Here is a 21,714-nt window from a genome sequence, read left to right as displayed (position 1 = left end):
CAAGTCGGGGCTTGCCAGCCGGGTCGGGAAAGGAGACAATAGCCGAATGAATCCACTCGTTTCTCTGAAAGACGTGTCCGTGACCCGAAACGGCAGGCGGCTGCTCGGGCCCGTGACCTGGCAACTGGCGCGCGGCCGCCACACCGCCGTGACCGGGCGCAACGGCTCGGGCAAGACCACCCTGCTGCGCTTGCTGCGCGGCGAGATCACCCCGGACATCGGCGGTGAGCGCGTCTACGATTTCGGCGAAGGTCCGCAGCGGACCGTGCTCGGCCTCAGGCAGCGCATCGGCCTGGTCTCGGCGGACATGCAGGACTTCTACTTTCTGCACACCCCGAGGGTGAAGGGCCGCGACGTGGTCCTGGCCGGGTTTTACGACACCCCCATCCTCTACGACCGGGCCGAGCCCGGGGAGGAGGCCGCAGCCGACACGGTCATCGACCGGCTGGACATCCGCGATCTGGCCGAGAGCGAGTTGCGCACACTTTCCACAGGCCAGGTGCGCAAGCTCCTGGTGGCCCGCGCCCTGGCCCCGGAGCCGGACATCCTGCTCCTGGACGAGGCCCTGGACGGGCTGGACGCGGCCTCGCGGGGCGAGGTGGTCGCACTGCTTGATCTGGCCGGGGAACGGACCACCCTGGTCTGCGCCGCACACCGGGCCGGAGACCTGCCCGACTGCGTACGCCATGCCCTGGCCCTGGGCCAGGGCGAGGTCCTGGCCGAAGGGGAGCGCGCACAGGCCGAACGAGCTCTGAGCGAGGCCGCCCCGGACGTGGTCGCCTGCGACCTGCCCTCCGTGCCCGCGCCCGAGTCCTTCGAATTCCTCCTGCGCATGACCGACGTGTCCGTGGTGGCCGACGGCAAGCGCATTCTCCACGATATCAACTGGGAGGTCCTGCCCGGCGAGAACTGGCTCGTGCTCGGCGAGAACGGGGCGGGCAAGTCCACGCTGCTCAAGCTGATCCTGAGCCACATCGCCCCTTATGCCGACGGCGAGCGGGGTACGGGCACGGTGGAGCGCTTCGGCGGCATGACCATGGACGAGGCCCGGCCGCTCATCGGCGTGGTCTCCCCGGATCTCCAGGCCGGGTACGCCCGCGAGTTGGGCTGGGAGGTGACCGCCGAGGAGACGGTCATGTCCGGGTTCCGCGGCTCGGTGGGCATGCTCGACGAGCCCACCAGCCGGGAGCGGCTCGGGGCCGAACAGTGGCTGGACATCGTCGGCCTGAACGGGCTGGGCGCGCGGCGGCTGCGGCACATGTCCTACGGCCAGCAGCGGAGGGTTTTTCTGGCACGGGCCATGGCGCCGGGGCCGCGGCTGCTTCTCCTGGACGAGCCGCTGTCCGGCCTGGACCCTGCCTCCAGGGCGTTAATGGTCGGTCTCATCGAGCGGCTGGCCGAGTCCGGAATCCCGCTGGTCATGGTCTCCCATTACGCCGAGGATCGCGTTCCCGCGGTCAACCGAATTATGGAACTTGCGGGCGGACGGCAACGGTTTTGCGGCGATCGGAGCGCGTTTGAAGCGGCCCGGTCAAAGGGCTGAAAGTGGAACCCTGCCATTTAATTCCGTTTAAATTTAAAAAAACCCCTTGACTTATTCTGTTTTTTAGAGAACTGTGCCCACTAGTGTGTCAGCGGGACCCTTAGGGGACGGTCTCATTTCCGGCCGACGCTGACTGGGGAAAGGAAACAGGTATATCGAGAAGCAGTGTGCGCATCGTGTACGCTGCTTCTCTTATTATTTCATCGATGCGAGAGCATCAAATTGCATTCACCAGGAGTGAATATTATGTCCAAGAATATCTATGTCGGCAATCTGCCCTGGTCCGCCACCGAAGACGAAGTCCGTGCTGCTTTCGAAGCTCACGGCCAGGTTTCCTCCGTCAAACTGATCGAAGACCGTGAGACCGGCCGCCCCCGTGGTTTCGGTTTCGTGGAAATGGACGACGACTCCGCCGCTCTGGACGCCATCGAGGCGCTGGACGGCAAGGACTTCGGCGGCCGTAACCTGAAGGTCAACGAGGCCAAGCCCCGTGTGGAGCGTCCCCGCTGGTAGTCGGCGCGCGCCATTAAAGGCAATCGATGCCCGTCTCTCTCGAGGGAGGGACGGGCTTTTTATTTTCCGGCGTCCGGCCGGTCACCCATAACCGGGAGTTGTTTTGGCCAAACCGAATTATAAATTCGCAAAGCGGCAGAAAGAGTTGGCGAAGAAAAAGAAGAAAGAAGAAAAACTGAAGCGCAAGCAATTGAAGAAGCAGGATGACTTTGATTCGGACGACGACGCGGATGCGGACGGCGACCGGGACGAGGCGTCCTGATTTCTTTGTCGGGCCGGGGCGGTTGGCGCATTGCCAAGACCCCGGCCAACGGGTAATATCAGGCAAATTCCATGCGTGAGCATGCGGAGGAAGCCATGCGACACAAGGGCGAAGTGACCTGGTTCAACGAACAGAAGGGGTTCGGTTTCATCACCGACGAGGACGGCAGTGACGTCTTCGTCCACTACACCGAGATCGTCCGCGACGGGTTCCAGACATTGGAGCCCGGCGAAAAGGTCACCTTCGGCCTGACCGACGAGGAGACCGGCCCCAAGGCCGTCGAGGTCCGCCCGGCCGACGAGGTCAAGACCGCTTCCCTGCTTTAATCCTGCCCCAGTCCCATGCCCGGCCGCATGATTTGGCCGGTCATGTCCGTCTCGTATCCGCCCTGGGCCTTGATCTTGGTCTGGACGGAGTTCCTGCCGATGATCTCTATCAGGGTCTTGATGCGCGGGTCGTCCATGTATTTGTCCGGGATGACCAGGTCGTAGCGCTCGTGGGCCAGGGGCGCGAAGTCCAGGCCCAGCGCCTTGGCCGCCGCATAGATGCCCAGCCCGCAGGAGGCCGCGCCGGTGAGCACGTTCACGGCCACGGCCATGTGGGTGAACTCCTCGTTTTCGTACCCGGCCACCGCGCGCGGGTCGATGCCCGCCTTTTTTAAATGATGGTCGAGCAGGATGCGCGTCCCGGCCCCGCGCTGGCGGTTGATGAAGGTCACGTCGTCGCGGGTCAGGTCGTTCACGCCCCGGATGGACAAGGGGTTGCCCTTGGCCACGATCAGCCCCTGGTGGCGGATGGCCAGGTTGACCACGGTGACCGGGATGCCCTTCAGGTAACGCTCGATGAACGGGAAGTTGAAGTCCCCGGTCTCGGGGTCGAACAGGTGCGCCCCGGCGAACAGGGCCGAGCCCGCCTTGAGCGCGGTCAGGCCGCCCATGGACCCGGCGTGGCTGGAGACCAGGCGCAGGGGGTCGGGCAGCCCCATCAATTCGTTGGCCAGCAGGTCCAGGGTGTTGTCGTGGCTGCCCACGTGGACCAGCACCCGGTCCAGATCGCTCTTGGGGACCAGCAACTCGGCTTTGACCGTCTCGCCCTGTTCCACGCCCTCCACATCCTCGGGGATGTAGGTCACGGCCTGGGCCTTGGTCATGGTCGAGATCATGCCCGCGCCCCGGGCCAGCGGCGCGCCCACGATGTTTTCGCCGATGCGTCCGGCGGCCAGTCTGATGGCCTCGCGCATGCCCGGCCTGGACGGCGTCTTGCGGGCCAGGACGATGTCCGCCTCGCGGCGCTCGGGCGCGGATTTGCCCATGAGCCAGTGGACCACGGGCGCGAGGATCTTTTCGTGGCAGACGATGGCCGACACCGGATAGCCCGGCGCGCCCACCAGGAGCCTCCCCGGATATCCGCTGCGCTCGTCGGTCACGGCCAGCAGGCTCGGCTTGCCCGGCATGACCGAGATGCCGTGGACCAGGACCGTGCCGATGGATTCGAAAACCTTCTTGGAGTAATCCTTGCTCCCGGCGCTCGATCCGGCGCCGACCACGACCATGTGGCAGCCCTTGCGCAGCCCGTCCACGACCGCCTGGCGCAGGGCGTCCTCGTCGTCCGGCACCGGGGCGGACCACTGGGCGTCGATGCCCCAGCTTTTGGCATAGGCCCGGAAGACCTGGGAGTTGGATTCGATGACCTGCCCGGCGCGCGGCTCGGGCTTGTCCAGGAAATTCAGCACCTCGTCGCCCGTGGGCAGGAAGATGGTTCGGACCCGGTCGCGGACCTCCACCTCGTAGATGCCCGCCGAGATGAGCGCGCCGATGTCCGACGGCGTCAACTCCCTGTTCTGGGGGATGAGCAGTTCCGTGGCCACGATATCCTCGCCGATGCGGCGGACGTGCTGCCAGGGGAAGGCGGGCCCGTCGATAAGCACGGTCGACTCGTCCTTCTGGACCACGTTCTCGATCATGACCACCGCGTTTTTGCCTTCGGGCAGGGGATTGCCGGTGTTGACGAACAGGAATCCTTCCCCCTGCTCCAAGGCCACGGGCTCGTCCTCGCGGGCCGCGAAGGTGGATTCGGCCATCACGGCCACGCCGTCCATGGCCGCCGCGTGGAAGGTGGGCGAGGAATACCGGGCGTAGATCGGCCCGGCCGTGACCCGTCCGGCCGCTTCGTGCGTGGGCACGCGCTCGGTGCCGAACAGGGCGTCTCGGTCGAGATTCGCCTTGGCCAGGGCCACCGCCTCTTCGGGCGGAACGGTCTTCAGATAGATATTGCGTGTGCTCATGGTGAGGTTGCCTCCGGCGGCCAGAGGGGAAACTTTTATAAAAGTTTCCCCTCTGGACTCCTCTTCAAAACTTTTTGGCGCGCTTCGCGTCGTACTCAAACATATGTAGATGTATCGTTCCGGCGGGAAAAAAGGCAACCCTTTCCGAATTTTCCATTCTACGACATCTCCCTCCGCGAAGCGGCACAGAAAGCTCAGGAGGGAGAGAGGGATGGAGTCCGGGAGAGGAGAGAGGGAAGCCCTTTTCAAAGGGTTCCTCTCTCCTTCCTCTCGCCGCCGGAGGCATTTCCTATTCGTACTGGAATTCGCCGTCGGTGTAGATGACGAGTTCCTCGCCGCCCTTGAGGGTGGCGGTGACGGTTTTCTGTTGGGTGTTGACCAGGTCCCAGTGCAGGGCGGAGTCGTTGAAGCCGAGCTCCTTTTTCAGGCTCTCGTCCAGGGTGGACTGGTCGCCGGAGAAGGTGTCGGCGTAGGACGCGCCCACGGCCACGTGGCAGTTGCCCTGGGGGCCGCCGAAGTTCTCGTCGAACAGGGTGTTGGCCATGAAGGCGTTGATCTTGGAGAAGCGGCGGTCGGTCAGGGAGAACTCGCCCAGCCGGTTGGCGCCCTCGTCCAGGGTCAGTTGTTTGGCCACGAAATCGCCGCCGATCTTGGCTTCGGTCTTGACGGCCACGCCTTTTTCGAAGGTCAGGCGCACGCCCTCCACGAAGTTGCCGGAGCGGAAGGAGGGCTGGTCGGCGTAGTAGACGCCTTCGGTGCCGCGCCAGTCCGGGGAAAGGAAGATCTCGAAGGACGGGATGTTGTGGCCGGACACGCCGAGCCAGCGGCGCTGTTCGCCGGGGACCACGGTGAGATCCGTGTCCTTGGACTGGATGCGCAGGTGCTCGATGGCCAGGCCGTTCAGCCACGCCTTGACCTTTTCGGCCTCCTTGAAAATATCGTTCCAGCGGGCGGGCGGGTTGTCGTCGTCGAGGTAGCAGGCCTTGACCACCTGGGCCTTGAAGTCGGCCATGGACAGCTTTGCCGCCTCGGCCAGGGCCGCGGTGGGGTAGATGCACAGGGTCCAGCCGAACTCGCCGGTCTGCTCGCGCTTCTCCATGATGTCGCGCATGAACTTGCGGGCCACGGCGGCCTGGCCGATGCGCTTGGAGTCGATGTTTTGCAGGTGGGTCAGCGAGGCGGGGGCGATGAGCGAGATGAGCCCGTTCAGGCCGCCGATGAACTCGCGGTCGCCGGAGGGAACGGCGGTCAACTGGCTGTCGTTGCCCTTGCCGTAGAAGGAAACCTCCATGCCTGCGGACAGGTTCTGCCGCGGGATCGGGTTGAGGCCCTTTTCCATGAGCAGGTCGAACATGGCCTCGGCCAGGGGCAGGGCATCGGGGTCGAAGCGCAGGAGCACGAAGTCTCCGGGTTCAAAGGGTTTGGTGCGGGCGGTGGACAGTCCCCACCACAGGGTTTCAGCATATTTTTTCAGTTCATCTGTGGTAAACATATGGGTACCTCGTTTGGTTGGTCTCGTGATTTCAGCCCGTAAGGTAAACGACTCCGGGCCGCACCACAAGCCGCCATCGCAGATCACGATTTTGTAGGACTTTTGAAAAGCGCTTTCATGGCTTGACACAGGGCTGGCATGAATATATCAGCAAGTTCGTGCCCGGTCCCGCGTGGCCGGAATCGTACTTTGAAATGTCGTGTCTCGCCCCGCTCGCAGGACGAACGGGCAGCGCGAAAACCAGCCCCCATTCGGTGGGCATCCCAAATTATTTTCTGGAGGGAAAAATGGGCTACACTATCACTATCGACACTGACAAGTGCACCGGCGACGGCGAATGCGTGGACGTTTGCCCCGTTGAAGTTTACGAACTTCAGGACGGCAAAGCCGTTGCGGTCAACGAAGATGAATGTCTCGGTTGTGAGTCCTGCGTCGAAGTTTGCGAAAACGACGCCATCACTGTCGAAGAAAACTAGTCTTTACGATTTGATATGGTTACGGGAGCGGCGGATATCCGCCGCTCCCGTTCCATTTTGAGGCCGCCGGACGGTGGGCGCGCAGCGGGCCGCGGCCACGGGGAAACGTTCCGGACCGCCTCCTTTCACCGCCGAAGCCGTCGTCCGAAGGCCTCTATTTTCCAGGGTAAGCCCCTCCTTTTTTACGGCGGCGCGGTTGACGGCGCCGGATCACGACTTACTTGGTCCCAAGCGAAACACCAGCCATGGCCGGCTTCTTTGCCGGACCGGCCCAGGAGCAGATAATGGCCCTTGATTTTACGGAGTATTTCAAAAAATACGAAGCCATCGTGGCCGAGGTCGACGCGGTTTTCAAGAAATTCGAGACCGAGATGCCGGACCTGGTCAAGTGCGGCAAGGGGTGCAGCGACTGCTGTTACGCCCTGTTCGACGTGACCCTGGTCGAGGCCATGTACATCAACGCCAAGTTCAACGAGAAATTTTCCGGCCTGGAGCGCTCGGCCATCCTGGACCGCGCCGACAAAGCCGACCGCGAGATCCACAAGCTCAAGCGCAAGGTCTACAAGGCGAGCCAGGAAGGCCGTCCGGTCAACGACATTCTGCTTGAGGTGGCCAAGGCCCGGGTGCGCTGTCCCATGCTGGGCGACGACGACCTGTGCTCCATCTACGAGCACCGGCCCATCACCTGCCGGTTGTACGGCGTACCCACCTCCATCGGCGGCGAGGCCCATACCTGCAACAAGGCGGGCTTCAAGGGCGGGGAGAAGTACCCCACCGTGAACATGGACATCGTCCTGGACAGGCTGCTGGCCATCGGCAAGGAACTCCAGTCCGGCATCGGCTCCCGGTTCAGCGAACTGGGAGAGATGCTCCTGCCCGTGTCCATGGCCATCGTCACGGACTACGACGAGGCCTATCTCGGCGTGGGCGAGAAGACCGCGCTCAGGGAAAAGAGCCCCGAGGAAGAGGTGAAGCCGCAGGAGATTGTCGCCCCGGCGGCGGCCAAGGGCCCGGCCAAGTCCGCGGTCTGCGCCTCCTGCACCGAGTCCAAGTCCTCCTGCGAGTCCTGCGGCGAGTCCATCGTCCTGGGCGGCAAGGAATAGCCCATGACCAAGACGGTGAACTATGAGGAAATGCCCGACCACGAGGTCGAGGCCCGCAAGCGGTTCATGTACGAAAAGATGTCGCCCCGGCGGCGCAAGTTCGTGGACCGCATGGGCTACGAGAACTGGGACCCGTTCCAGGCGCCGTTCGACCCCATCGACATCCGCGTGGAGAAGACCGGGCTGACCCAGACCCAGTTGACGCAACTGTTCATTCGGGAGTCGGGGAAGCACATGAATCAGGAATACATCGACCAGATCAACGAATTCAACGTGATGCTGGTCATGAACTTCGAAAAGATCCGGCCGGTCTACGATTTCTGCCTCTGGTACGCGGAGCATTGCAAGAAACACGGCGTCCAGCCATAAAGCAAGGATAACCAAATGGAACAATTCGACAATATTGAAGATTACATTGCCGATCTCAAGTCCAAGCTGCGCGACAATCCCTCCTGCGGCAACACCCACTACAACCTGGGCGTGGCCTATCTTTCCCGCCGCGATTTCATGGAGGCCGAGCGCGAGTTCCTGGACGCCGTGGCCCATTCCCCGCGCATGGCCGAGGCCTACGTGCAGCTCGGCGGCATCGCCCTGCAGCGCGGGGACATGGACTCCTGCCTGAGCTACAACGTCCAGGCCACCCAGCAGCGCCCGTTCTTCGCCGTGCCCTGGGGCAACATCGGCTTCGTCTACATGCAGCAGGGCGACAACGACAAGGCCCACAAGTCCCTGAAGAAGGCCCTCAAGCTCGACCCCGAGTTCGCACAGGCCCAGGCGACCATGTCCAGCGTGCTCATCGCCATGGGCGATTTCGAGGAGGCGGACAAGCTGCTCAAGACCCTGCTCGAGAAACAAGCCCACTTCGGTCCGGGCTGGAACAACAAGGCGATCATCGAGGCCGAGCGCGGCAACTGGTCCGAGGCCGCCGTGTGCATCGCGAAAGCCGAGGAGTCCGGTTTCGAGGTGCCCGCCGATTTCAAGAAGGAAGTGGAGGAGAAGGCCGGGAACTAAGCCCCGCTTCTGTTGCCCATCCCGAAAAGATGATTACAATAAGGGGGCTGTCCGTTGACGGCTCCCTTTTTTTCTTGGAGGAGTGTCATGTCCCGATTCCGCAGCGTCAAGAAGACCGTCCGAGACATCCTGGCCGATGACGATTGGCAGGCTCGGCTCGCCGAGCTGGACGAGTTCCGCCCCGTGGACCTTGTTCCGCCGTTGCTCAACCTGCGCCTGGACCGTCTGGAGACCGTCCGCTGGCGCTCGGCCACGGCTTTCGGCCTGACCGCCGCGCGCATGGCCGAGGCGTCCATGGAAAAGGCGCGGGTGATCATGCGTACCCTGATGTGGTACATGAACGAGGAGTCCGGCAACCTCGGCTGGGGCATCCCGCTCTTCATGGCCGAGGCCATGGTCAACAACGGGCGCATTGCCAAGGAATTTCACAAGATTCTGGTTTCCTACATCTTCTGCGACGAGGAGTGCGACGGCAACTTTCTGGACCACCCGGAGTTGAGGCGCGACGTTTACTGGGGCCTGGTTCGCCTGGCCGAGTACCGTCCCGAGCTGGTGGCCCACGGCGAGCGTTTCCTGATGGTCGGCCTGGACGACCCCGACGCCTACAACCGGGCCTACGCGGCCCGTGTGCTCGGCCTGATCAAGGCCGAAGGGGCGCGGAGCAAGCTGGAGGCCCTCAAGGACGACCCCGCCGAAATCCGCACCTTCCACCACCGCGAGCTCATCGACACCACCGTGGGCGAACTGGCGCGGGTGGCCCTGGATGATCTGGGGTAGTTGTCGTCCCCTGAACAAAATAAAGCCGCCCGCAAGGGCGGCTTTTTTGGGCTTTTCCTGGGTGAGTAATGGGGCGGTGTCCTGTTCGCAGTGCCCCATGCGCTTCAGGAGCTTTCCGCACCCAATTACAGATAGTACTGCTTGAACTCCTCGCTCGGCTCGATGTCCACGTAGACGTACAGGGACACGCCGTAGGGATCGAGCGTGCAGAAGCCCCGGTCGCCCCAGGGGTGGTCCTCCAAGGGCATGAGCAGGGGCAGGCCCGCCGCAACGGCCTCGCGGTGGGCCTCCTCGACCTTGGCCGCGTCCGCCAGCTTGAGGTTGTAGGTCAGGCCGCCCCGGTAGGGTTGGTGGGCAGGGGACTGCGGCTGCATGAAGTGCAGGGTGGGGCCGTCCTGGCCGAATTGGAAGCCGATGTACCAGCCGCAGTCGAAGATCAGGCGACCGTCCAGGTGCTTGGTGTAGAAGGTCCGGGCCGGGGCCAAGTCCTCCACGACGATGGTGGCGGATATGTCGATGGGGCGCATGGTTGTCTCCTTGGATCGGGTTTTTCATCCTGTACGGCAAATCGGGCTCTTGCGCCATCCCGACGTCGGAATCCGGCGCGGGAAAAGGGTCCGGCCGGGGGCCGCGAAAACGGGAGGCGAAAAAATGAAAAAATTCGCACAACGTGCTTGACAACCAACCGGCCTCCATATAGTTATTCACTCCGCTTCGACGAGAAGGCGCGTAGCTCAGGGGGAGAGCATTTGCTTGACGTGCAAAGGGTCGTGGGTTCAAATCCCTCCGCGCCTACCAGAACATCCCCGGAAGGGAGGCCTAGTGGCCTCCCTTCCATTTTTTGGTTGAAGCGAAAACGCCGGTCCGGGCAGTCTCCGCATTGACGGCCCACGGTTCCGTTCCTACCTTGTACGGAGTCGAACGCGAACCGCTCCGGCGGATCGGATCAGGTGTTTCACGGCGCAATGATACGGCGCGCCTAAAGGTTCCGGCCATGGTCGGACAAGGGAGAGATGAAGTGTTGGTAGAAATCTCCGGTAAACAGGTTGAAGCGGCCGACGGCGCCTCCTGCGCCGACGTCCTCCAGGAAGGGCTGTCCAAGAAACAGTTCAAGAACGTCGTGGCCGCCCGGTGCGGCGATGCGATCGTGGACCTTTCCACTCCCGTTACCGAGACCTGCACTACCATCGAGCCCGTCTTCGCGGACAGCGAGGAGGGGCTCGGCATCATCCGCCATTCCGCGGCCCACGTCATGGCCGAGGCCGTCAAGAAGCTGTTTCCCACCGCCAAGGTGACCATCGGCCCGTCCATCACCGACGGGTTCTACTACGACTTCGACTACGAGCGCCCGTTCACGCCCGAGGACCTGGAGGCCATCGAGAAGGAGATGCTCTCCTCGGTGGGCGCGAACAAGGAGTTCACGCGCACGGTCATGTCCAAGGCCGAGGCCAAGAAACTGTTCGAGGCCAAGGGCGAGACCTACAAGTCCGAGATCATGGACGACCTGGGCGGCGACGAATTTTCCATCTACACGCACGGCGACTTCGCCGACCTGTGCCGGGGGCCGCACGTGGCCCGCACCGGCCAGATCAAGGCCTTCAAGCTGCTCTCCGTGGCCGGGGCCTACTGGCGCGGTGACGAGAAGAACAAGCAGTTGCAGCGCATCTACGGCACCGCCTGGCAGGACCCCAAGGCCCTGAAGAAGCACCTGGCCCGCCTGGAAGAGGCCAAGAAGCGCGACCACCGTAAGCTCGGCAAGCAACTCGACCTGTTCTCGTTCAGCGACGAGGTCGGTCCGGGCATGTCCCTGTGGCACCCGCGCGGTATGCTCCTGCGCGCCATCCTTGAGGATTTCGAGCGCAAGGAGCACCTCAAGCGCGGCTACCAGTTGGTCCAGGGCCCGATCATCCTCAAGCGGGAGTTGTGGGAGAAGTCCGGCCACTACGACAACTACCGCGAGAACATGTATTTCACGGAGATCGACGAGCAGGCCTACGGCATCAAGCCCATGAACTGCCTGGCGCACATGATCATCTATAAGCGGAAGATCATGAGCTACCGCGACCTGCCCCAGCGCTACTTCGAGCTGGGCGTGGTCCACCGCCACGAGAAGTCCGGTGTGCTCCACGGGCTCATGCGCGTGCGCACCTTCACCCAGGACGATGCGCACCTCATCTGCCGCCCGGATCAGGTGGAGGAGGAAATCCTCAACCTGATCAAGTTCTACCAGGACATCTACGCCCTGTTCGACTACGAGTTCGACGTGGAGCTGTCCACCCGTCCGGAGAAGTCCATCGGCTCGGACGCGGACTGGGAGCTGGCCACCGAGGGGCTGCGTCAGGCCCTCGACAAATCGGGCATGCCGTACGCCATCAACGAAGGCGACGGCGCGTTCTACGGCCCGAAGATCGATTTCCACCTGCGCGACTCCATCGGTCGGAGCTGGCAATGCGGCACAATTCAAGTGGATTTCACCTTGCCAGAGCGCTTTGACATAGTATATGTGGGCGAGGACGGTGAGAGGCACAGGCCCGTGATGATCCATCGCGCCATGCTCGGCTCCATCGAACGCTTCATCGGCGTCTTGACGGAGCACTGCGCTGGTGCGTATCCTGTCTGGCTGGCGCCCGTGCAGGCACGTTTGCTGAACGTGACCGATGCACAAGCAGATTTCGTAAAGAAAGCCGAGGACTTCCTCGTTTCCAAGGGGATCCGCGTCGAAGCGGATACCCGCAACGAGAAGCTCGGCTACAAGATACGGGAAGCTCAGGTCGAGAAGATCCCGTACATGTTGGTAATCGGTGACAAAGAGGTTGAGGCCGGGTGCGTCAATATCCGTTCACGAGACGGAGAAGACCCCGGGATGGTGACACTGGAGGAAGCCGCGCAGTTGATTCTTGATGCTGCAAAGGCGCCCTTCAAAGCAGGAGGAATGAGCTATAGCTTTTCGGGGTAACATGCGCCGGGACCAGAAGAGGGAAGACCTGGTCCGGCGGAACGAGAGAATCCGCATCCCCAAGGTGCGGGTCGTGGACGACGACGGTGAGCAGCTCGGTGTAATGGCAACCCGTGACGCGCTTGATCGCGCCCGGGAGAAGGGCCTCGATCTTGTGGAGGTCGCGCCCAACGCCGACCCGCCTGTCTGCAAGATCATGGATTACGGCAAATTCAAGTACCAGCAGCAGAAGAAGCTGCAGGAAGCGAAGAAGAAGCAGACCGTAATCAAGATCAAGGAAGTCAAATTCCGGCCCAAGACCGACGAGCACGATTACCAGACCAAGCTCAAACAAATTGTAAAGTTCCTGGAAGGCGGCGACCGCTGCAAGGTGACCATCTTCTTCCGGGGACGCGAGATCGTCCACAAGGACCGCGGGCTGGCCATGCTCGAACGGGTCGTCGTGGACACGCAGGATTTAGCCAAAGTCGAGAGCAAGCCCATGTCGGAAGGACGGACCATGACGATGATGCTCGCTCCGGTGAAAAAATAGAGACTTGAGAAGGGGCCTTTGGTCCCATTCTAGGAGGATACTATGCCCAAGATCAAAACCCGCCGCGCAGCCGCCAAGCGGTTTTCCAAGACCGCGACCGGCAAGTTCAAGCGCCGCCGCAAGAATCTCCGGCACATTCTGACCAAGAAGAATGCCAAGAGAAAGCGTCGGCTCGGCCAGTCCACCACCGTGGACGGCGCGAACATGAAGGCTGTCCGTCGTCAGTTGCCCAACGGCTAGCAATCCGCCTGATACGGCCATCCGGCGGCGTCACAAGAGAGGCGGGGAACGGCCCCGACTCGCACGTACGCCGGTTGCGCCCAGACGAGATGCCCGTTGATCCCTTTCAACCTATAAAGCAATCCACCTCGCCGGGGGAGTCCGTCCGGCCCGGGAGGTAAAAGCGATGGAGGTTTTACCATGAGAGTAAAGCGTGGAGTTGCCGCCAAGCGGCGTCACAACAAATATCTGAAAATGGCCAAGGGCTACCGCGGAGCGGGTTCCCGCCTGTACCGCACCGCCCGTGAGCGCGTCGAAAAGGCCCTGTGCCATTCCTACAAGGACCGCAAACGCAAGAAGCGCGAGTTCCGCAAGCTGTGGATCATGCGCATCAACGCCGCCGCCCGCATCAACGGCATGTCCTACAGCCGTCTGATGGACGGCCTGAAGAAGGCCGGCATCGAGCTGAACCGCAAGGTTCTGGCGGATATGGCAGTGCGCGACCCGCAGGTGTTCGCCAAGATCGCAGAGGCAGCCAAGGCCAAAGTGAGCTAGATCGTGAGTAGTGAATTGAAGTCCTTCCTGGAAGGACTCGACAGCCTGGCCCAGGATTGCGCATCGCGCAAGGGCCAGGCTTGTTCGTTAAAGGAACTGGAGGAACTCCGCATCGAGTTCCTGGGCCGGAAGGGCAAGCTCGCCCAGATCATGGGCAGGCTCGGCAAGCTCGACAACGCCGACAAGCCCGCCGCGGGCAAGAAGGCCAACGAGGTCAAGCAGGCCATCACCGGCCTGATCGACGGTTGGGAGGCCGCGCTGCACGCCGCCGAGGCGGGGCAGGCCCTGTCGCGCTTTGATCCCTCCATGCCGGGCCGCAAGCCGTGGGCCGGTTCCCTGCACCCCGTGACCCTGGTCATGGACGAAATCGCCTCTGTTCTGGTCGGACTCGGCTTCGAGCACGCCGCCGGACCCGAGGTCGAGAACGACTGGCATAACTTCGAGGCCCTGAACATGCCCCCGGACCACCCGGCCCGGGACATGCAGGACACCCTGTACATGTCGGACAACATCGTTCTGCGGACCCATACCTCCGGCATGCAGATCCGGACCATGCTCAAGCAGAAGCCGCCGGTGGCGATCATCGCGCCGGGCAAGGTCTACCGCCGCGACTCGGACCTGACCCACACCCCCATGTTCCACCAGATCGAGGGGCTGCTGGTCGACAAAAACGTGTCCATGGGCGACCTGCGCGGAACCCTGACCGTGTTCGTGCGTAAGGTTTTCGGTCCCAGGACCGAGGTCCGCTTCCGCCCGAGCTTCTTCCCGTTCACCGAACCCAGCGCCGAGGTGGACATCTCCTGCGCCGTGTGCGGCGGCAAGGGCGAGATGGACGGCAAGACCTGCCGTGTCTGCAAGGGCACCGGCTGGGTGGAGATTCTGGGCTGCGGCATGGTCGATCCCAACGTGTTCAAGTCGGTGGGCTACGACCCCGAGGTCTACACGGGCTTTGCCTTCGGGCTCGGCGTCGAGCGCATGGCCATGCTCAAGTACGGCATCGACGACTTGCGCATGTTCTTCGAGAACGACGTCCGTTTCCTGGAACAGTTCGCCTAGATTTTGTGGCGCCACGGGAGGGCGCGAGCCTTCCCGCGTGCCCCGTTGACATACTGAACTCCACCGAGTTCACCCCTTACGAAGACAACTTTTCCACTCCCTTCCGACTTGCGCGAAGCGCACCAAAAAGTTCAGGAGGGAGAAGGGATGAGGTCCGGGGAAGGAGAGGGAAGCCCTTTGCAAGGGTTCCCTCTCCCTCCCCGGCCGCCGGAGGCACTCATGTTAGTTAGCTTGAATTGGTTGCGTGAATTCGTCCCCTATGAGGGGGACATCCAGGTCCTGGGGGACAAGTTGACCATGCTCGGCCTCGAGCTGGACGGCATCACCGATCCCTTCGAGGCCGTCAAGGATATCGTGGTCGGTTTTGTGGCCGAGCGCGAGCCGCATCCCGAGTCGGACCACCTGTCGGTCTGCACTGTGGACGTGGGCGGTCCCGAGACCCTGACCATCGTGTGCGGCGCGCCCAACGTGGACAAGGGCCAGAAAGTGCCCGTGGCCATGGTCGGCACGACCATGCCCGATGGCATGAAGATCAAGAAGGCCAAGCTCAGGGGCGTCAAGTCCATGGGCATGATCTGCTCCGAGCGCGAGTTGGGCTTTTCCGAGGACCACGAGGGCATCTGGGTTCTCGACGATTCGCTCAAGGTCGGCGACAAGCTGGTCGACGCCCTGAATCTGGAGCGGGTGGTCTTCGACTTCGACATCACCCCCAACCGCGCCGACTGTCTTTCCATCCTCGGTTTCGCCCGTGAGACCGCTCTGGCCTTCGACCTGCCCCTGACCATGCCCGAACTGAACCTGGTCGAAGGCGGCGGAAACGCTGCCGACGAGATCACGATCCTGATCGACGACCCCGAGTACTGCCCGCTTTTCAACGGCCGCGTCATCAAGGGCGTGGAGACCCGCAAGGCCCCGGACTGGATGCGCTTCAAGCTGCTCGCCTTGGGCCAGCGCCCCATCTCCAACATCGTGGACGTGACCAACTACATCATGTTCGAACTGGGCCAGCCCATGCACTCCTACGACCTCGACCTGGTCGAGGACGCCACCCTGCGCGTGGCCCTGGCCGAAGAGGGCATGAAGTTCACCACCCTGGACGACGTGGAACGCACGCTCACGGCCAACGACCTGCTCATCCGCGACGGCAAGCGCGCCGTGGGCCTGGCCGGCGTCATGGGCGGTTCCAATACCGAAATGCACGCCGGTTCCACCAACGTCCTCCTGGAGGCCGCCGTGTTCCGGCCCGGCACCATCCGCAAGACGGCCCGCCGCCTGGCCCTGCCGTCCGAGGCGTCCTACCGCTTCGAGCGCGGCGTGGACCAGCAGCTCAACCGCTTCTGCATCGACCGCGCCGCCCAGCTCATGGCCGAGACCTCCGGCGGCACCGTCCTGAAGGGCGTGGTCTCCAACGAGCCCCGGCCCTGGCAGGACCGCACCCACGGCTACCGCCATAAACGCTGCATGTCCCTGCTCGGCCTGGACCTGGAACCGGCCTTCGCCAAGAAGGTCTTCGAGCTCGAAGGCTGCACCGTGGACGATTCCAATCCGGACAACTGGACCGTGGACACCCCGTCCCACCGCCTCGACCTCGAGCGTGAGGTGGACCTCTATGAGGAAGTGGGCCGCGTCTACGGCCTGGACCGCATCCCGGCGGTGCTGCCCAAGGTGGCCAAGTCCCTGGAAGGCGTGGCCGGAACCCCGGTTTATGATTTCAACAAGCGGATCAAGCTGTGGGGCCGCGGCGTGGGCCTGAACGAGGCGATCAACTACAGCTTCACCGGGTCCGACGACCTCGACCGTCTCAACCTGCCCGAAGCGGGCCGCGTGTTCATCGCCAACCCCCTGTCCGAAGAGCAGAACGTCATGCGCACCGAGCTGGCCCCCGGCCTGCTCAACACGCTCAAGAATAATCTGGCCAAGGGCAACAACCACATCCGCCTGTTCGAGGTGGCCAAGCAGTTCGTCTTCGACGAGACTTCCGAGACCGAGACCCGCGAACAGACCCGCCTGGGCCTCCTGCTCTACGGTCCGCGCCACGCCGAGGAATGGCCCTGGGCCCACGGCGACGTGGACTACCTGGATATCAAGGGCCACGTGGAGCACCTGCTGACCGACACCCTCAAGCTCGAAGAACCGGTCTTTACCGTGGCCGAAGGCGAGCATCCCTACCTCACGCCCTGCGTGCAGGTGAGCGTGTCCGGCGAGGCCGTGGGCGTCATCGGCCGGATCCGTGAGGAAATGGCCGACTACTACCACGCCCGCAAGGACGTCTGGCTCGGCGATTTCAACCTGGATGGCCTGCGCGACATGGTCGACGCACACAAGATCGACTTCCGGCCCCTGCCGGTCTTCCCGCCCAGCCGCCGCGACGTGACCGTCATCGGCCCCGTCACCCTGCATGCCGACGCCATCCGCGAGACCATCCTGTCCGCGGGCGTGGATATCCTGGAGTCCGTGGAACTGGTGGCCGAGTTCGTGCCCGAAGGCCAGGAGGAGGAACGCAACCTGTCCTTCCGCCTGACCTACCGCTCGCCGACCAAGACCCTCAAGGACAAGCAGGTGGACAAGGAACACAAAAAGATCCTGGACGGACTGGAAAAGAACCTGCCCATCCGTTTCTAGTCGCGAATACGACAATGCCAAGGCCCCGCTCCGAAAGGAACGGGGCCTTTTTGCGTGCGCAGATGTCTCCGGCGGCCGGGGCGCTGCCCTGGACCCTCCCAAACTTTTTGTGTGCCTTCGGCAGGGGCGTGGGTGGCGGGATGTGGGCCTATATTGCTGGGAATGTGGATGGTGGGCGCCGAACTCGTAGAGCCGGTCTCGCGGCGTTTTGGTACGGGAGTTCAAGAGGGAGCTTTCTCGGGCCATGCCCATCCGCGAAGCGGTAATAAAAGCTTCAGGAGGGATAGGGGATGAGAGTCCGGGGGAAGGGGAAAGGGAAGCCCTTTTCAAGGGTTCCCTTTCCCTTCCCGGCCGCCGGAGGCATCTTTCCCCCAAACGTTGTTGAAGGCGGCGGGGGTATTTGATAGACGTAGGGGATGGAAGATTTACAGGAATTCAAGCGGTACAAGATCGGGCAGGCGGCCAAGGCCATCGGGGTCAAGACCTACGTGCTCCGCTTTTGGGAGGGCGAGTTCGACGAGATCGACCCCATCCGCACGGAGAGCGGCCAGCGGCTGTACACCGAAGAACACCTGGAAATCATCCGCGAGATAAAGCGGCTCCTGTATGACGAGGGGCTGACCATCGACGGGGCCAAGAAAAAACTGCGCAGCCGCGAGCACAGCGACATCCTGTCCGAGGTGCATGACGAGCTGCTGGCCATCCGAAACCTCCTGAGACGATAGCGGGACCATCCGCAAAGGGGCGGACCATGGGCAACTTCCTGAAATTCGGGCTGATCGGCCTGGGCGTCTGCCTGGTCCTGTTCGTGGTCGCGGCCGTGGTCTTCATGGCCGTTTTCGATCCCAACGACTACAAGGAACGGATCAGCCGGGCCGTGCGCGACGAGACGGGCAGGACCCTGACCTTCGACGGCGACATCGGGGTGTCGTTTTTCCCGGGCCTGGCCGTGACGCTGGGCGGGCTCTCCCTGAGCAATGCGGACGGGTTCGGGCCCGAACCCATGGTTTCGGTGCGTTCGGCCCGGGTTTCCGTGCGCCTTTTGCCGTTGCTTATGGGCAAGGTCCGGTTCGGGCAACTGGAGCTGGACGGGCCGGTCCTGAACCTGGGCCGCGACGCACAGGGCCGGGCCAACTGGGACGACCTGGTGGGCGGCAAATCGGGCGAGCCGGACAAGGCGGGCGGCGGCACGTCCTTCGACCTGGACGTGGCCGGCGTGGCCGTGACCGGCGGCGAGCTGACCTGGGATGACCGCAAGGCGGATGTCCGCTTCGTTGTGGGCAGCCTGGACGTGACCACGGGCGCGATCAGCAAGGGCGGGCTTTTTCCAGTCAGGTTGTCCATGCATTTCGACTGCCGCCACCCGGACGTCCGGGGCACGGTGACCATGGAGGGGCAGTCCTCCCTGGACCTGACGGAACGCCAGTACGGCCACATGAACATGCGTGCCGCCATCCGGGCCGAGGGCGCGTCCGTTCCCGGCGGCAAGCTGGACGGGACCCTGTCCTTTCAATCCCTGGCCCTGGATTTCAACAAGGAGACGGCACAGGTCACGGGGTTCGAGTGCTCGGCCTACGGGGCCACACTGCTCGCGGACGGCACCATCCGGGGCCTGACCGACGGGCTCGAAGCGGCCTCGGCCGACGTGACCCTGCAACAGGCCGACCTGCGCGCGGTGCTCGGCGCCCTGGGGGCCGTGGTCCCGGAGACCGGCGACGCCAAGGCGCTGACCGGAGTGGGCGGCACGGCCAGGGTGCGTTTCAAGCCCGGCCGGTTGTCCGTGGAGGATGTGGAGCTGTCCGTGGACGGGACGCGCATCGTGGGCCGGGGGGCGGTGGAACGCGGCGGCGCGTGGCCACGGTTCTCGGCGCACCTGGACGTGGGCGACCTGGACATGGACCGGTACCTGCCCCCGGAGCACGCGGCAAACGGGAGCGGGTCCGGAGTACAGGCCAAGTCCGGCATGCTGGACGACACGGTTCTGCCCGGCAGGGTACTCCGGCGGCTCGATTTCGGCCTGGACGCGAAGGTTGCCGGGCTGACGTTCGGCGGGGCGCATTTCAGCAACGTGGCCGTGTCGGCCAAGGGTGCGGACGGGTTGGTGACCGTCGATTCCCTTGCGGCCGAGGCCTACGGCGGCACCCTCAGGCTGACCGGCACGGTGGACGCCCGGCAGGGCCTGCCCGTGGCCGCGGTGCGCACCGAGGCGGTCCACCTGGACGTGGCCGGGCTGGCCAGGGACGTGACCGGCAAGTCCGAATATGCCGGGATTGCGGACTGCAATTCCTCTTTGCAAGCGCGGGGCGAGCGCCTGCGCGATCTCCTGGGCACACTGGGCGGCGAGTTCTCCTTCAAATTGTCCGACGGCGTGTTTCCCGGCGTGGACCTGATCGGCCTGGCCCGGTCAACCCACTCGGCCAGGGACAGGCAGGGCACGGTGGAGGGTGCCGGGACCGGCTCCACCCGGTTCGGCTCCATCGAGGGCACCGGGACCATCCGGGACGGCGTGGTGACCAACAAGGATTTGGAGGTCAAGGCGCCGGGGCTGCGCGCCGAAGGCCACGGCGTGGTCTCCCTGGTCAACCGCCAGATCGACTACATGGTCCGGGCCAAGCTGGTGCCCACCGGCGTGGGGCAGGGCGGCAAGGCGTCCAAGGACCTCATCGGTGTCATGGTCCCCATCCATGTGACCGGGACCCTCGACAAGCCCCACTACTGGGTCTCGGTCCGGGAGTACGTCAAGGCGCTGGGCGGCGTGGTGGTCGATACCGTGGGCACGGTGCTCGGCGGGGTGAAGAGCGTGGTCAAAGGCGTGGGCTCGGCCCTGGAGAGGTCGTCCGGGGAGGGCGGGACGGAGTCCGCCGGGCCCGGGCGGAAGAAGTTCCTCGGAATATTCTAGCGGGCCTTCATCTTGATGTTGGCCGGGGGCGGGCCGTTCTTGCGGGGCACCTTCTTGAGCTGCTGTCTCGACTTGGCCTGCGGGGCGGGCTGTTGGGGCGCGACCGGTGCGGCGTCCTCGCCCACCAGTTCGTGCATGGCCTGGAAGGCCCCTTCCAAGGATTCATTTTCCTCGACCAGTTGCCGCAGGAAGCGGTTGATCGGCCCGACCATGGCGATGGCCCGGTCCACCTCGGCGTTGGCGCCCTTCTGGTACGCCCCGATGTTGACCATGTCCTCCACGCGCTTGAAGGTGGCCATGTGCCGCAGCAGGGCGCGGCCATCCGCCTGGGCCTGCTTGGTGGTGATGTCGCTGCGCAGGCGGCTGATGGACTTGAGCACGTCGATGGCCGGATAATGGCCCATGTCGGCCAGGTCGCGGGTCAGGACGATGTGCCCGTCCAGGATGGAGCGGGTGGAGTCCGCGATGGGCTCGGTGAAGTCGTCGCCGTCCACCAGGACCGTGTAGATGCCGGTGATGGATCCCTTGCGGTTCTTGCCCGCGCGTTCGAGCAGTTGAGGCAGGTGGGCGAAGACGGACGGGGTGTAGCCGCCGCGGGTGGGCGGTTCGCCCGCGGCCAGGCCGACTTCGCGGCCCGCCATGGCGAACCGGGTGACCGAGTCCATCATCAGCAATACGTCCTTGCCCCGGTCCCGGAAATATTCTGCGATGGCCGTGGCCGCGTAAGCCGCGCGCATGCGGATGAGCGGGCTCTTGTCCGAGGTGGCCACCACCAGCACGCTGCGGGCCAAGCCTTCGGGGCCGAGGTCGCGCTCCATGAATTCGACCACCTCCCTGCCGCGCTCCCCGACCAGGGCGATGACGTTGATGTCCGCCTTGGTGTAGCGGGCCATCATGCCCAGCGTGGTGGACTTGCCCACGCCGGAACCGGCCATGATGCCGACGCGCTGGCCCTTGCCGAGCGTCAAAAGTGCGTTGACCGAGCGGATGCCGACGTCGAGCGGTTCGTTGATGCGCGGCCGTTCGAGCGGGTTGGGCGGCTCGCGGTGCAGCGGGGCGAAGGTCTCGGCGTGGATGGCGCCCTTGCCGTCGAGCGGGGCGCCGAATGCGTCCACGGCCCGGCCGAGCAGGGCGTTGCCCACCGGGACGTGCGGCGGAGTGGCCGCGTTTTGGATGAGCGAGCCGGGGCCGATGCCGCGCATGTCCGAGTAGGGCATGAACAGGCACGCCCCGTCGCGGAAGCCGACCACCTCGGCGGGGATGGGGTCGTGCCCCGTGGGCAGGAGATAGCAGACCGAGCCGAGCGGTGCCTTGATGCCGTGGCCCTCGGCGATCAGGCCGACCACCTTGGTGACCTTGCCGAAGGTCTGGCAGGGATCGAGCTCTTCCAGCAGTCCGAGCTTCGGGTCCATGC

General features: G+C 63.9%; 20 protein-coding genes and 1 tRNA gene. 17 read left to right on the top strand and 4 right to left on the bottom strand.

Annotation, left to right across the window (positions count from 1 at the left end):
• Positions 1-46 precede the first annotated feature (46 nt).
• The 3 genes from V8V93_RS15665 (at position 47) to V8V93_RS15655 (ending at position 2,644) form a co-directional block, all read left to right on the top strand.
• On the top strand, positions 47-1,543 hold the full coding sequence (locus tag V8V93_RS15665) for an ATP-binding cassette domain-containing protein (RefSeq protein ID WP_338667535.1): 1,497 nt from the start codon (positions 47-49) through the stop codon (positions 1,541-1,543).
• 246 nt (positions 1,544-1,789) lie between these two features.
• A complete protein-coding gene (locus V8V93_RS15660) occupies positions 1,790-2,056 on the top strand; it encodes an RNA recognition motif domain-containing protein (protein WP_319584285.1) in 267 nt (88 codons plus the stop codon).
• A gap of 357 nt (positions 2,057-2,413) precedes the next feature.
• On the top strand, positions 2,414-2,644 hold the full coding sequence (locus V8V93_RS15655) for a cold-shock protein (RefSeq protein WP_338667533.1): 231 nt from the start codon (positions 2,414-2,416) through the stop codon (positions 2,642-2,644).
• Here the strand turns inward: V8V93_RS15655 and V8V93_RS15650 are convergent.
• Both V8V93_RS15650 and V8V93_RS15645 read right to left on the bottom strand, forming a co-directional pair.
• Positions 2,641-4,602 (bottom strand): molybdopterin biosynthesis protein, encoded by a 1,962-nt coding sequence (locus V8V93_RS15650; RefSeq protein WP_338667532.1) that lies wholly within the window; start codon positions 4,600-4,602, stop codon positions 2,641-2,643. The genes V8V93_RS15655 and V8V93_RS15650 overlap by 4 nt on opposite strands.
• A gap of 289 nt (positions 4,603-4,891) precedes the next feature.
• Entirely contained in the window at positions 4,892-6,094 is a 1,203-nt protein-coding gene (locus V8V93_RS15645) for an aminopeptidase (protein ID WP_338667531.1), read from the bottom strand.
• Between the two features lie 287 nt (positions 6,095-6,381).
• Here V8V93_RS15645 and V8V93_RS15640 point away from each other — a divergent pair, with 287 nt between their 5' ends.
• From V8V93_RS15640 to V8V93_RS15620, 5 genes are all read left to right on the top strand, one after another.
• Positions 6,382-6,570, top strand: a complete 189-nt coding sequence (locus V8V93_RS15640) for a ferredoxin (RefSeq protein ID WP_066802455.1) — start codon at positions 6,382-6,384, stop codon at positions 6,568-6,570.
• A 284-nt stretch (positions 6,571-6,854) separates the two neighbouring features.
• Complete coding sequence (locus V8V93_RS15635; protein ID WP_338667530.1) at positions 6,855-7,673, top strand: YkgJ family cysteine cluster protein; 819 nt, start codon at positions 6,855-6,857, stop codon at positions 7,671-7,673.
• A gap of 3 nt (positions 7,674-7,676) precedes the next feature.
• The gene (locus V8V93_RS15630) at positions 7,677-8,042 is read left to right on the top strand and encodes a hypothetical protein (RefSeq protein ID WP_338667529.1); all 366 of its coding nucleotides are present in this window, start codon (positions 7,677-7,679) and stop codon (positions 8,040-8,042) included.
• 15 nt (positions 8,043-8,057) lie between these two features.
• The gene (locus V8V93_RS15625; RefSeq protein ID WP_338667528.1) at positions 8,058-8,684 is read left to right on the top strand and encodes a tetratricopeptide repeat protein; all 627 of its coding nucleotides are present in this window, start codon (positions 8,058-8,060) and stop codon (positions 8,682-8,684) included.
• Positions 8,685-8,771: 87 nt separating this feature from the next.
• Complete coding sequence (locus V8V93_RS15620) at positions 8,772-9,461, top strand: DVU0298 family protein (protein ID WP_338667527.1); 690 nt, start codon at positions 8,772-8,774, stop codon at positions 9,459-9,461.
• Between the two features lie 125 nt (positions 9,462-9,586).
• Here V8V93_RS15620 and V8V93_RS15615 read toward each other — a convergent pair whose 3' ends face one another.
• The gene (locus V8V93_RS15615; RefSeq protein WP_338667526.1) at positions 9,587-9,988 is read right to left on the bottom strand and encodes a VOC family protein; all 402 of its coding nucleotides are present in this window, start codon (positions 9,986-9,988) and stop codon (positions 9,587-9,589) included.
• A 196-nt stretch (positions 9,989-10,184) separates the two neighbouring features.
• On the opposite strand from V8V93_RS15615, the gene V8V93_RS15610 reads away from it, so the two are divergent.
• From V8V93_RS15610 to V8V93_RS15570, 9 genes are all read left to right on the top strand, one after another.
• Positions 10,185-10,259, top strand: a tRNA-Val gene (locus V8V93_RS15610).
• Positions 10,260-10,479: 220 nt separating this feature from the next.
• On the top strand, positions 10,480-12,417 hold the full coding sequence (gene thrS / locus V8V93_RS15605; protein ID WP_338667525.1) for a threonine--tRNA ligase: 1,938 nt from the start codon (positions 10,480-10,482) through the stop codon (positions 12,415-12,417).
• Between the two features lies 1 nt (position 12,418).
• Positions 12,419-12,949: a translation initiation factor IF-3 gene (gene infC, locus V8V93_RS15600; RefSeq protein ID WP_071544262.1), complete on the top strand. Its 531-nt coding sequence runs from the start codon at positions 12,419-12,421 to the stop codon at positions 12,947-12,949.
• A 42-nt stretch (positions 12,950-12,991) separates the two neighbouring features.
• Positions 12,992-13,189: a 50S ribosomal protein L35 gene (gene rpmI, locus V8V93_RS15595; protein ID WP_158950329.1), complete on the top strand. Its 198-nt coding sequence runs from the start codon at positions 12,992-12,994 to the stop codon at positions 13,187-13,189.
• A gap of 180 nt (positions 13,190-13,369) precedes the next feature.
• Entirely contained in the window at positions 13,370-13,723 is a 354-nt protein-coding gene (gene rplT, locus V8V93_RS15590; RefSeq protein ID WP_269942161.1) for a 50S ribosomal protein L20, read from the top strand.
• Between the two features lie 3 nt (positions 13,724-13,726).
• Positions 13,727-14,779 (top strand): phenylalanine--tRNA ligase subunit alpha, encoded by a 1,053-nt coding sequence (gene pheS, locus V8V93_RS15585; RefSeq protein WP_422394375.1) that lies wholly within the window; start codon positions 13,727-13,729, stop codon positions 14,777-14,779.
• Between the two features lie 219 nt (positions 14,780-14,998).
• Positions 14,999-17,401 carry a phenylalanine--tRNA ligase subunit beta gene (pheT, locus tag V8V93_RS15580; RefSeq protein WP_338667523.1) on the top strand — a complete coding sequence of 801 codons (2,403 nt, stop codon included), beginning with the start codon at positions 14,999-15,001 and terminating at the stop codon, positions 17,399-17,401.
• Between the two features lie 416 nt (positions 17,402-17,817).
• Positions 17,818-18,126 carry a MerR family transcriptional regulator gene (locus V8V93_RS15575; RefSeq protein WP_338667522.1) on the top strand — a complete coding sequence of 103 codons (309 nt, stop codon included), beginning with the start codon at positions 17,818-17,820 and terminating at the stop codon, positions 18,124-18,126.
• A gap of 26 nt (positions 18,127-18,152) precedes the next feature.
• Positions 18,153-20,300, top strand: coding sequence for an AsmA family protein (locus V8V93_RS15570; RefSeq protein ID WP_338667521.1), 2,148 nt, complete (start codon positions 18,153-18,155; stop codon positions 20,298-20,300).
• On the opposite strand, the gene V8V93_RS15565 is transcribed toward V8V93_RS15570, so the two are convergent.
• Positions 20,297-21,712 carry a FliI/YscN family ATPase gene (locus V8V93_RS15565; RefSeq protein WP_338667520.1) on the bottom strand — a complete coding sequence of 472 codons (1,416 nt, stop codon included), beginning with the start codon at positions 21,710-21,712 and terminating at the stop codon, positions 20,297-20,299. The genes V8V93_RS15570 and V8V93_RS15565 overlap by 4 nt on opposite strands.
• Positions 21,713-21,714 lie beyond the last annotated feature (2 nt).

Source organism: Pseudodesulfovibrio sp. 5S69 (assembly GCF_037094465.1).
Taxonomy (GTDB): domain Bacteria; phylum Desulfobacterota; class Desulfovibrionia; order Desulfovibrionales; family Desulfovibrionaceae; genus Pseudodesulfovibrio; species Pseudodesulfovibrio methanolicus.
This window is presented reverse-complemented; position numbering and strand designations above follow the sequence as displayed.

What these genes read in the sequence shown, in the direction of transcription:
- V8V93_RS15650 (WP_338667532.1), bottom strand. Translation starts at nt 4,602, where the DNA reads ATGAGCACACGCAATATCTATCTGAAGACCGTTCCGCCCGAAGAGGCG.
- infC (WP_071544262.1), top strand. Translation starts at nt 12,419, where the DNA reads ATGCGCCGGGACCAGAAGAGGGAAGACCTGGTCCGGCGGAACGAGAGA.
- V8V93_RS15645 (WP_338667531.1), bottom strand. Translation starts at nt 6,094, where the DNA reads ATGTTTACCACAGATGAACTGAAAAAATATGCTGAAACCCTGTGGTGG.
- V8V93_RS15625 (WP_338667528.1), top strand. Translation starts at nt 8,058, where the DNA reads ATGGAACAATTCGACAATATTGAAGATTACATTGCCGATCTCAAGTCC.
- V8V93_RS15565 (WP_338667520.1), bottom strand. Translation starts at nt 21,712, where the DNA reads ATGGACCCGAAGCTCGGACTGCTGGAAGAGCTCGATCCCTGCCAGACC.
- V8V93_RS15660 (WP_319584285.1), top strand. Translation starts at nt 1,790, where the DNA reads ATGTCCAAGAATATCTATGTCGGCAATCTGCCCTGGTCCGCCACCGAA.
- V8V93_RS15620 (WP_338667527.1), top strand. Translation starts at nt 8,772, where the DNA reads ATGTCCCGATTCCGCAGCGTCAAGAAGACCGTCCGAGACATCCTGGCC.
- V8V93_RS15655 (WP_338667533.1), top strand. Translation starts at nt 2,414, where the DNA reads ATGCGACACAAGGGCGAAGTGACCTGGTTCAACGAACAGAAGGGGTTC.
- V8V93_RS15665 (WP_338667535.1), top strand. Translation starts at nt 47, where the DNA reads ATGAATCCACTCGTTTCTCTGAAAGACGTGTCCGTGACCCGAAACGGC.
- pheT (WP_338667523.1), top strand. Translation starts at nt 14,999, where the DNA reads ATGTTAGTTAGCTTGAATTGGTTGCGTGAATTCGTCCCCTATGAGGGG.
- rpmI (WP_158950329.1), top strand. Translation starts at nt 12,992, where the DNA reads ATGCCCAAGATCAAAACCCGCCGCGCAGCCGCCAAGCGGTTTTCCAAG.
- rplT (WP_269942161.1), top strand. Translation starts at nt 13,370, where the DNA reads ATGAGAGTAAAGCGTGGAGTTGCCGCCAAGCGGCGTCACAACAAATAT.
- V8V93_RS15570 (WP_338667521.1), top strand. Translation starts at nt 18,153, where the DNA reads ATGGGCAACTTCCTGAAATTCGGGCTGATCGGCCTGGGCGTCTGCCTG.
- V8V93_RS15615 (WP_338667526.1), bottom strand. Translation starts at nt 9,988, where the DNA reads ATGCGCCCCATCGACATATCCGCCACCATCGTCGTGGAGGACTTGGCC.
- V8V93_RS15630 (WP_338667529.1), top strand. Translation starts at nt 7,677, where the DNA reads ATGACCAAGACGGTGAACTATGAGGAAATGCCCGACCACGAGGTCGAG.
- V8V93_RS15575 (WP_338667522.1), top strand. Translation starts at nt 17,818, where the DNA reads ATGGAAGATTTACAGGAATTCAAGCGGTACAAGATCGGGCAGGCGGCC.
- V8V93_RS15635 (WP_338667530.1), top strand. Translation starts at nt 6,855, where the DNA reads ATGGCCCTTGATTTTACGGAGTATTTCAAAAAATACGAAGCCATCGTG.
- V8V93_RS15640 (WP_066802455.1), top strand. Translation starts at nt 6,382, where the DNA reads ATGGGCTACACTATCACTATCGACACTGACAAGTGCACCGGCGACGGC.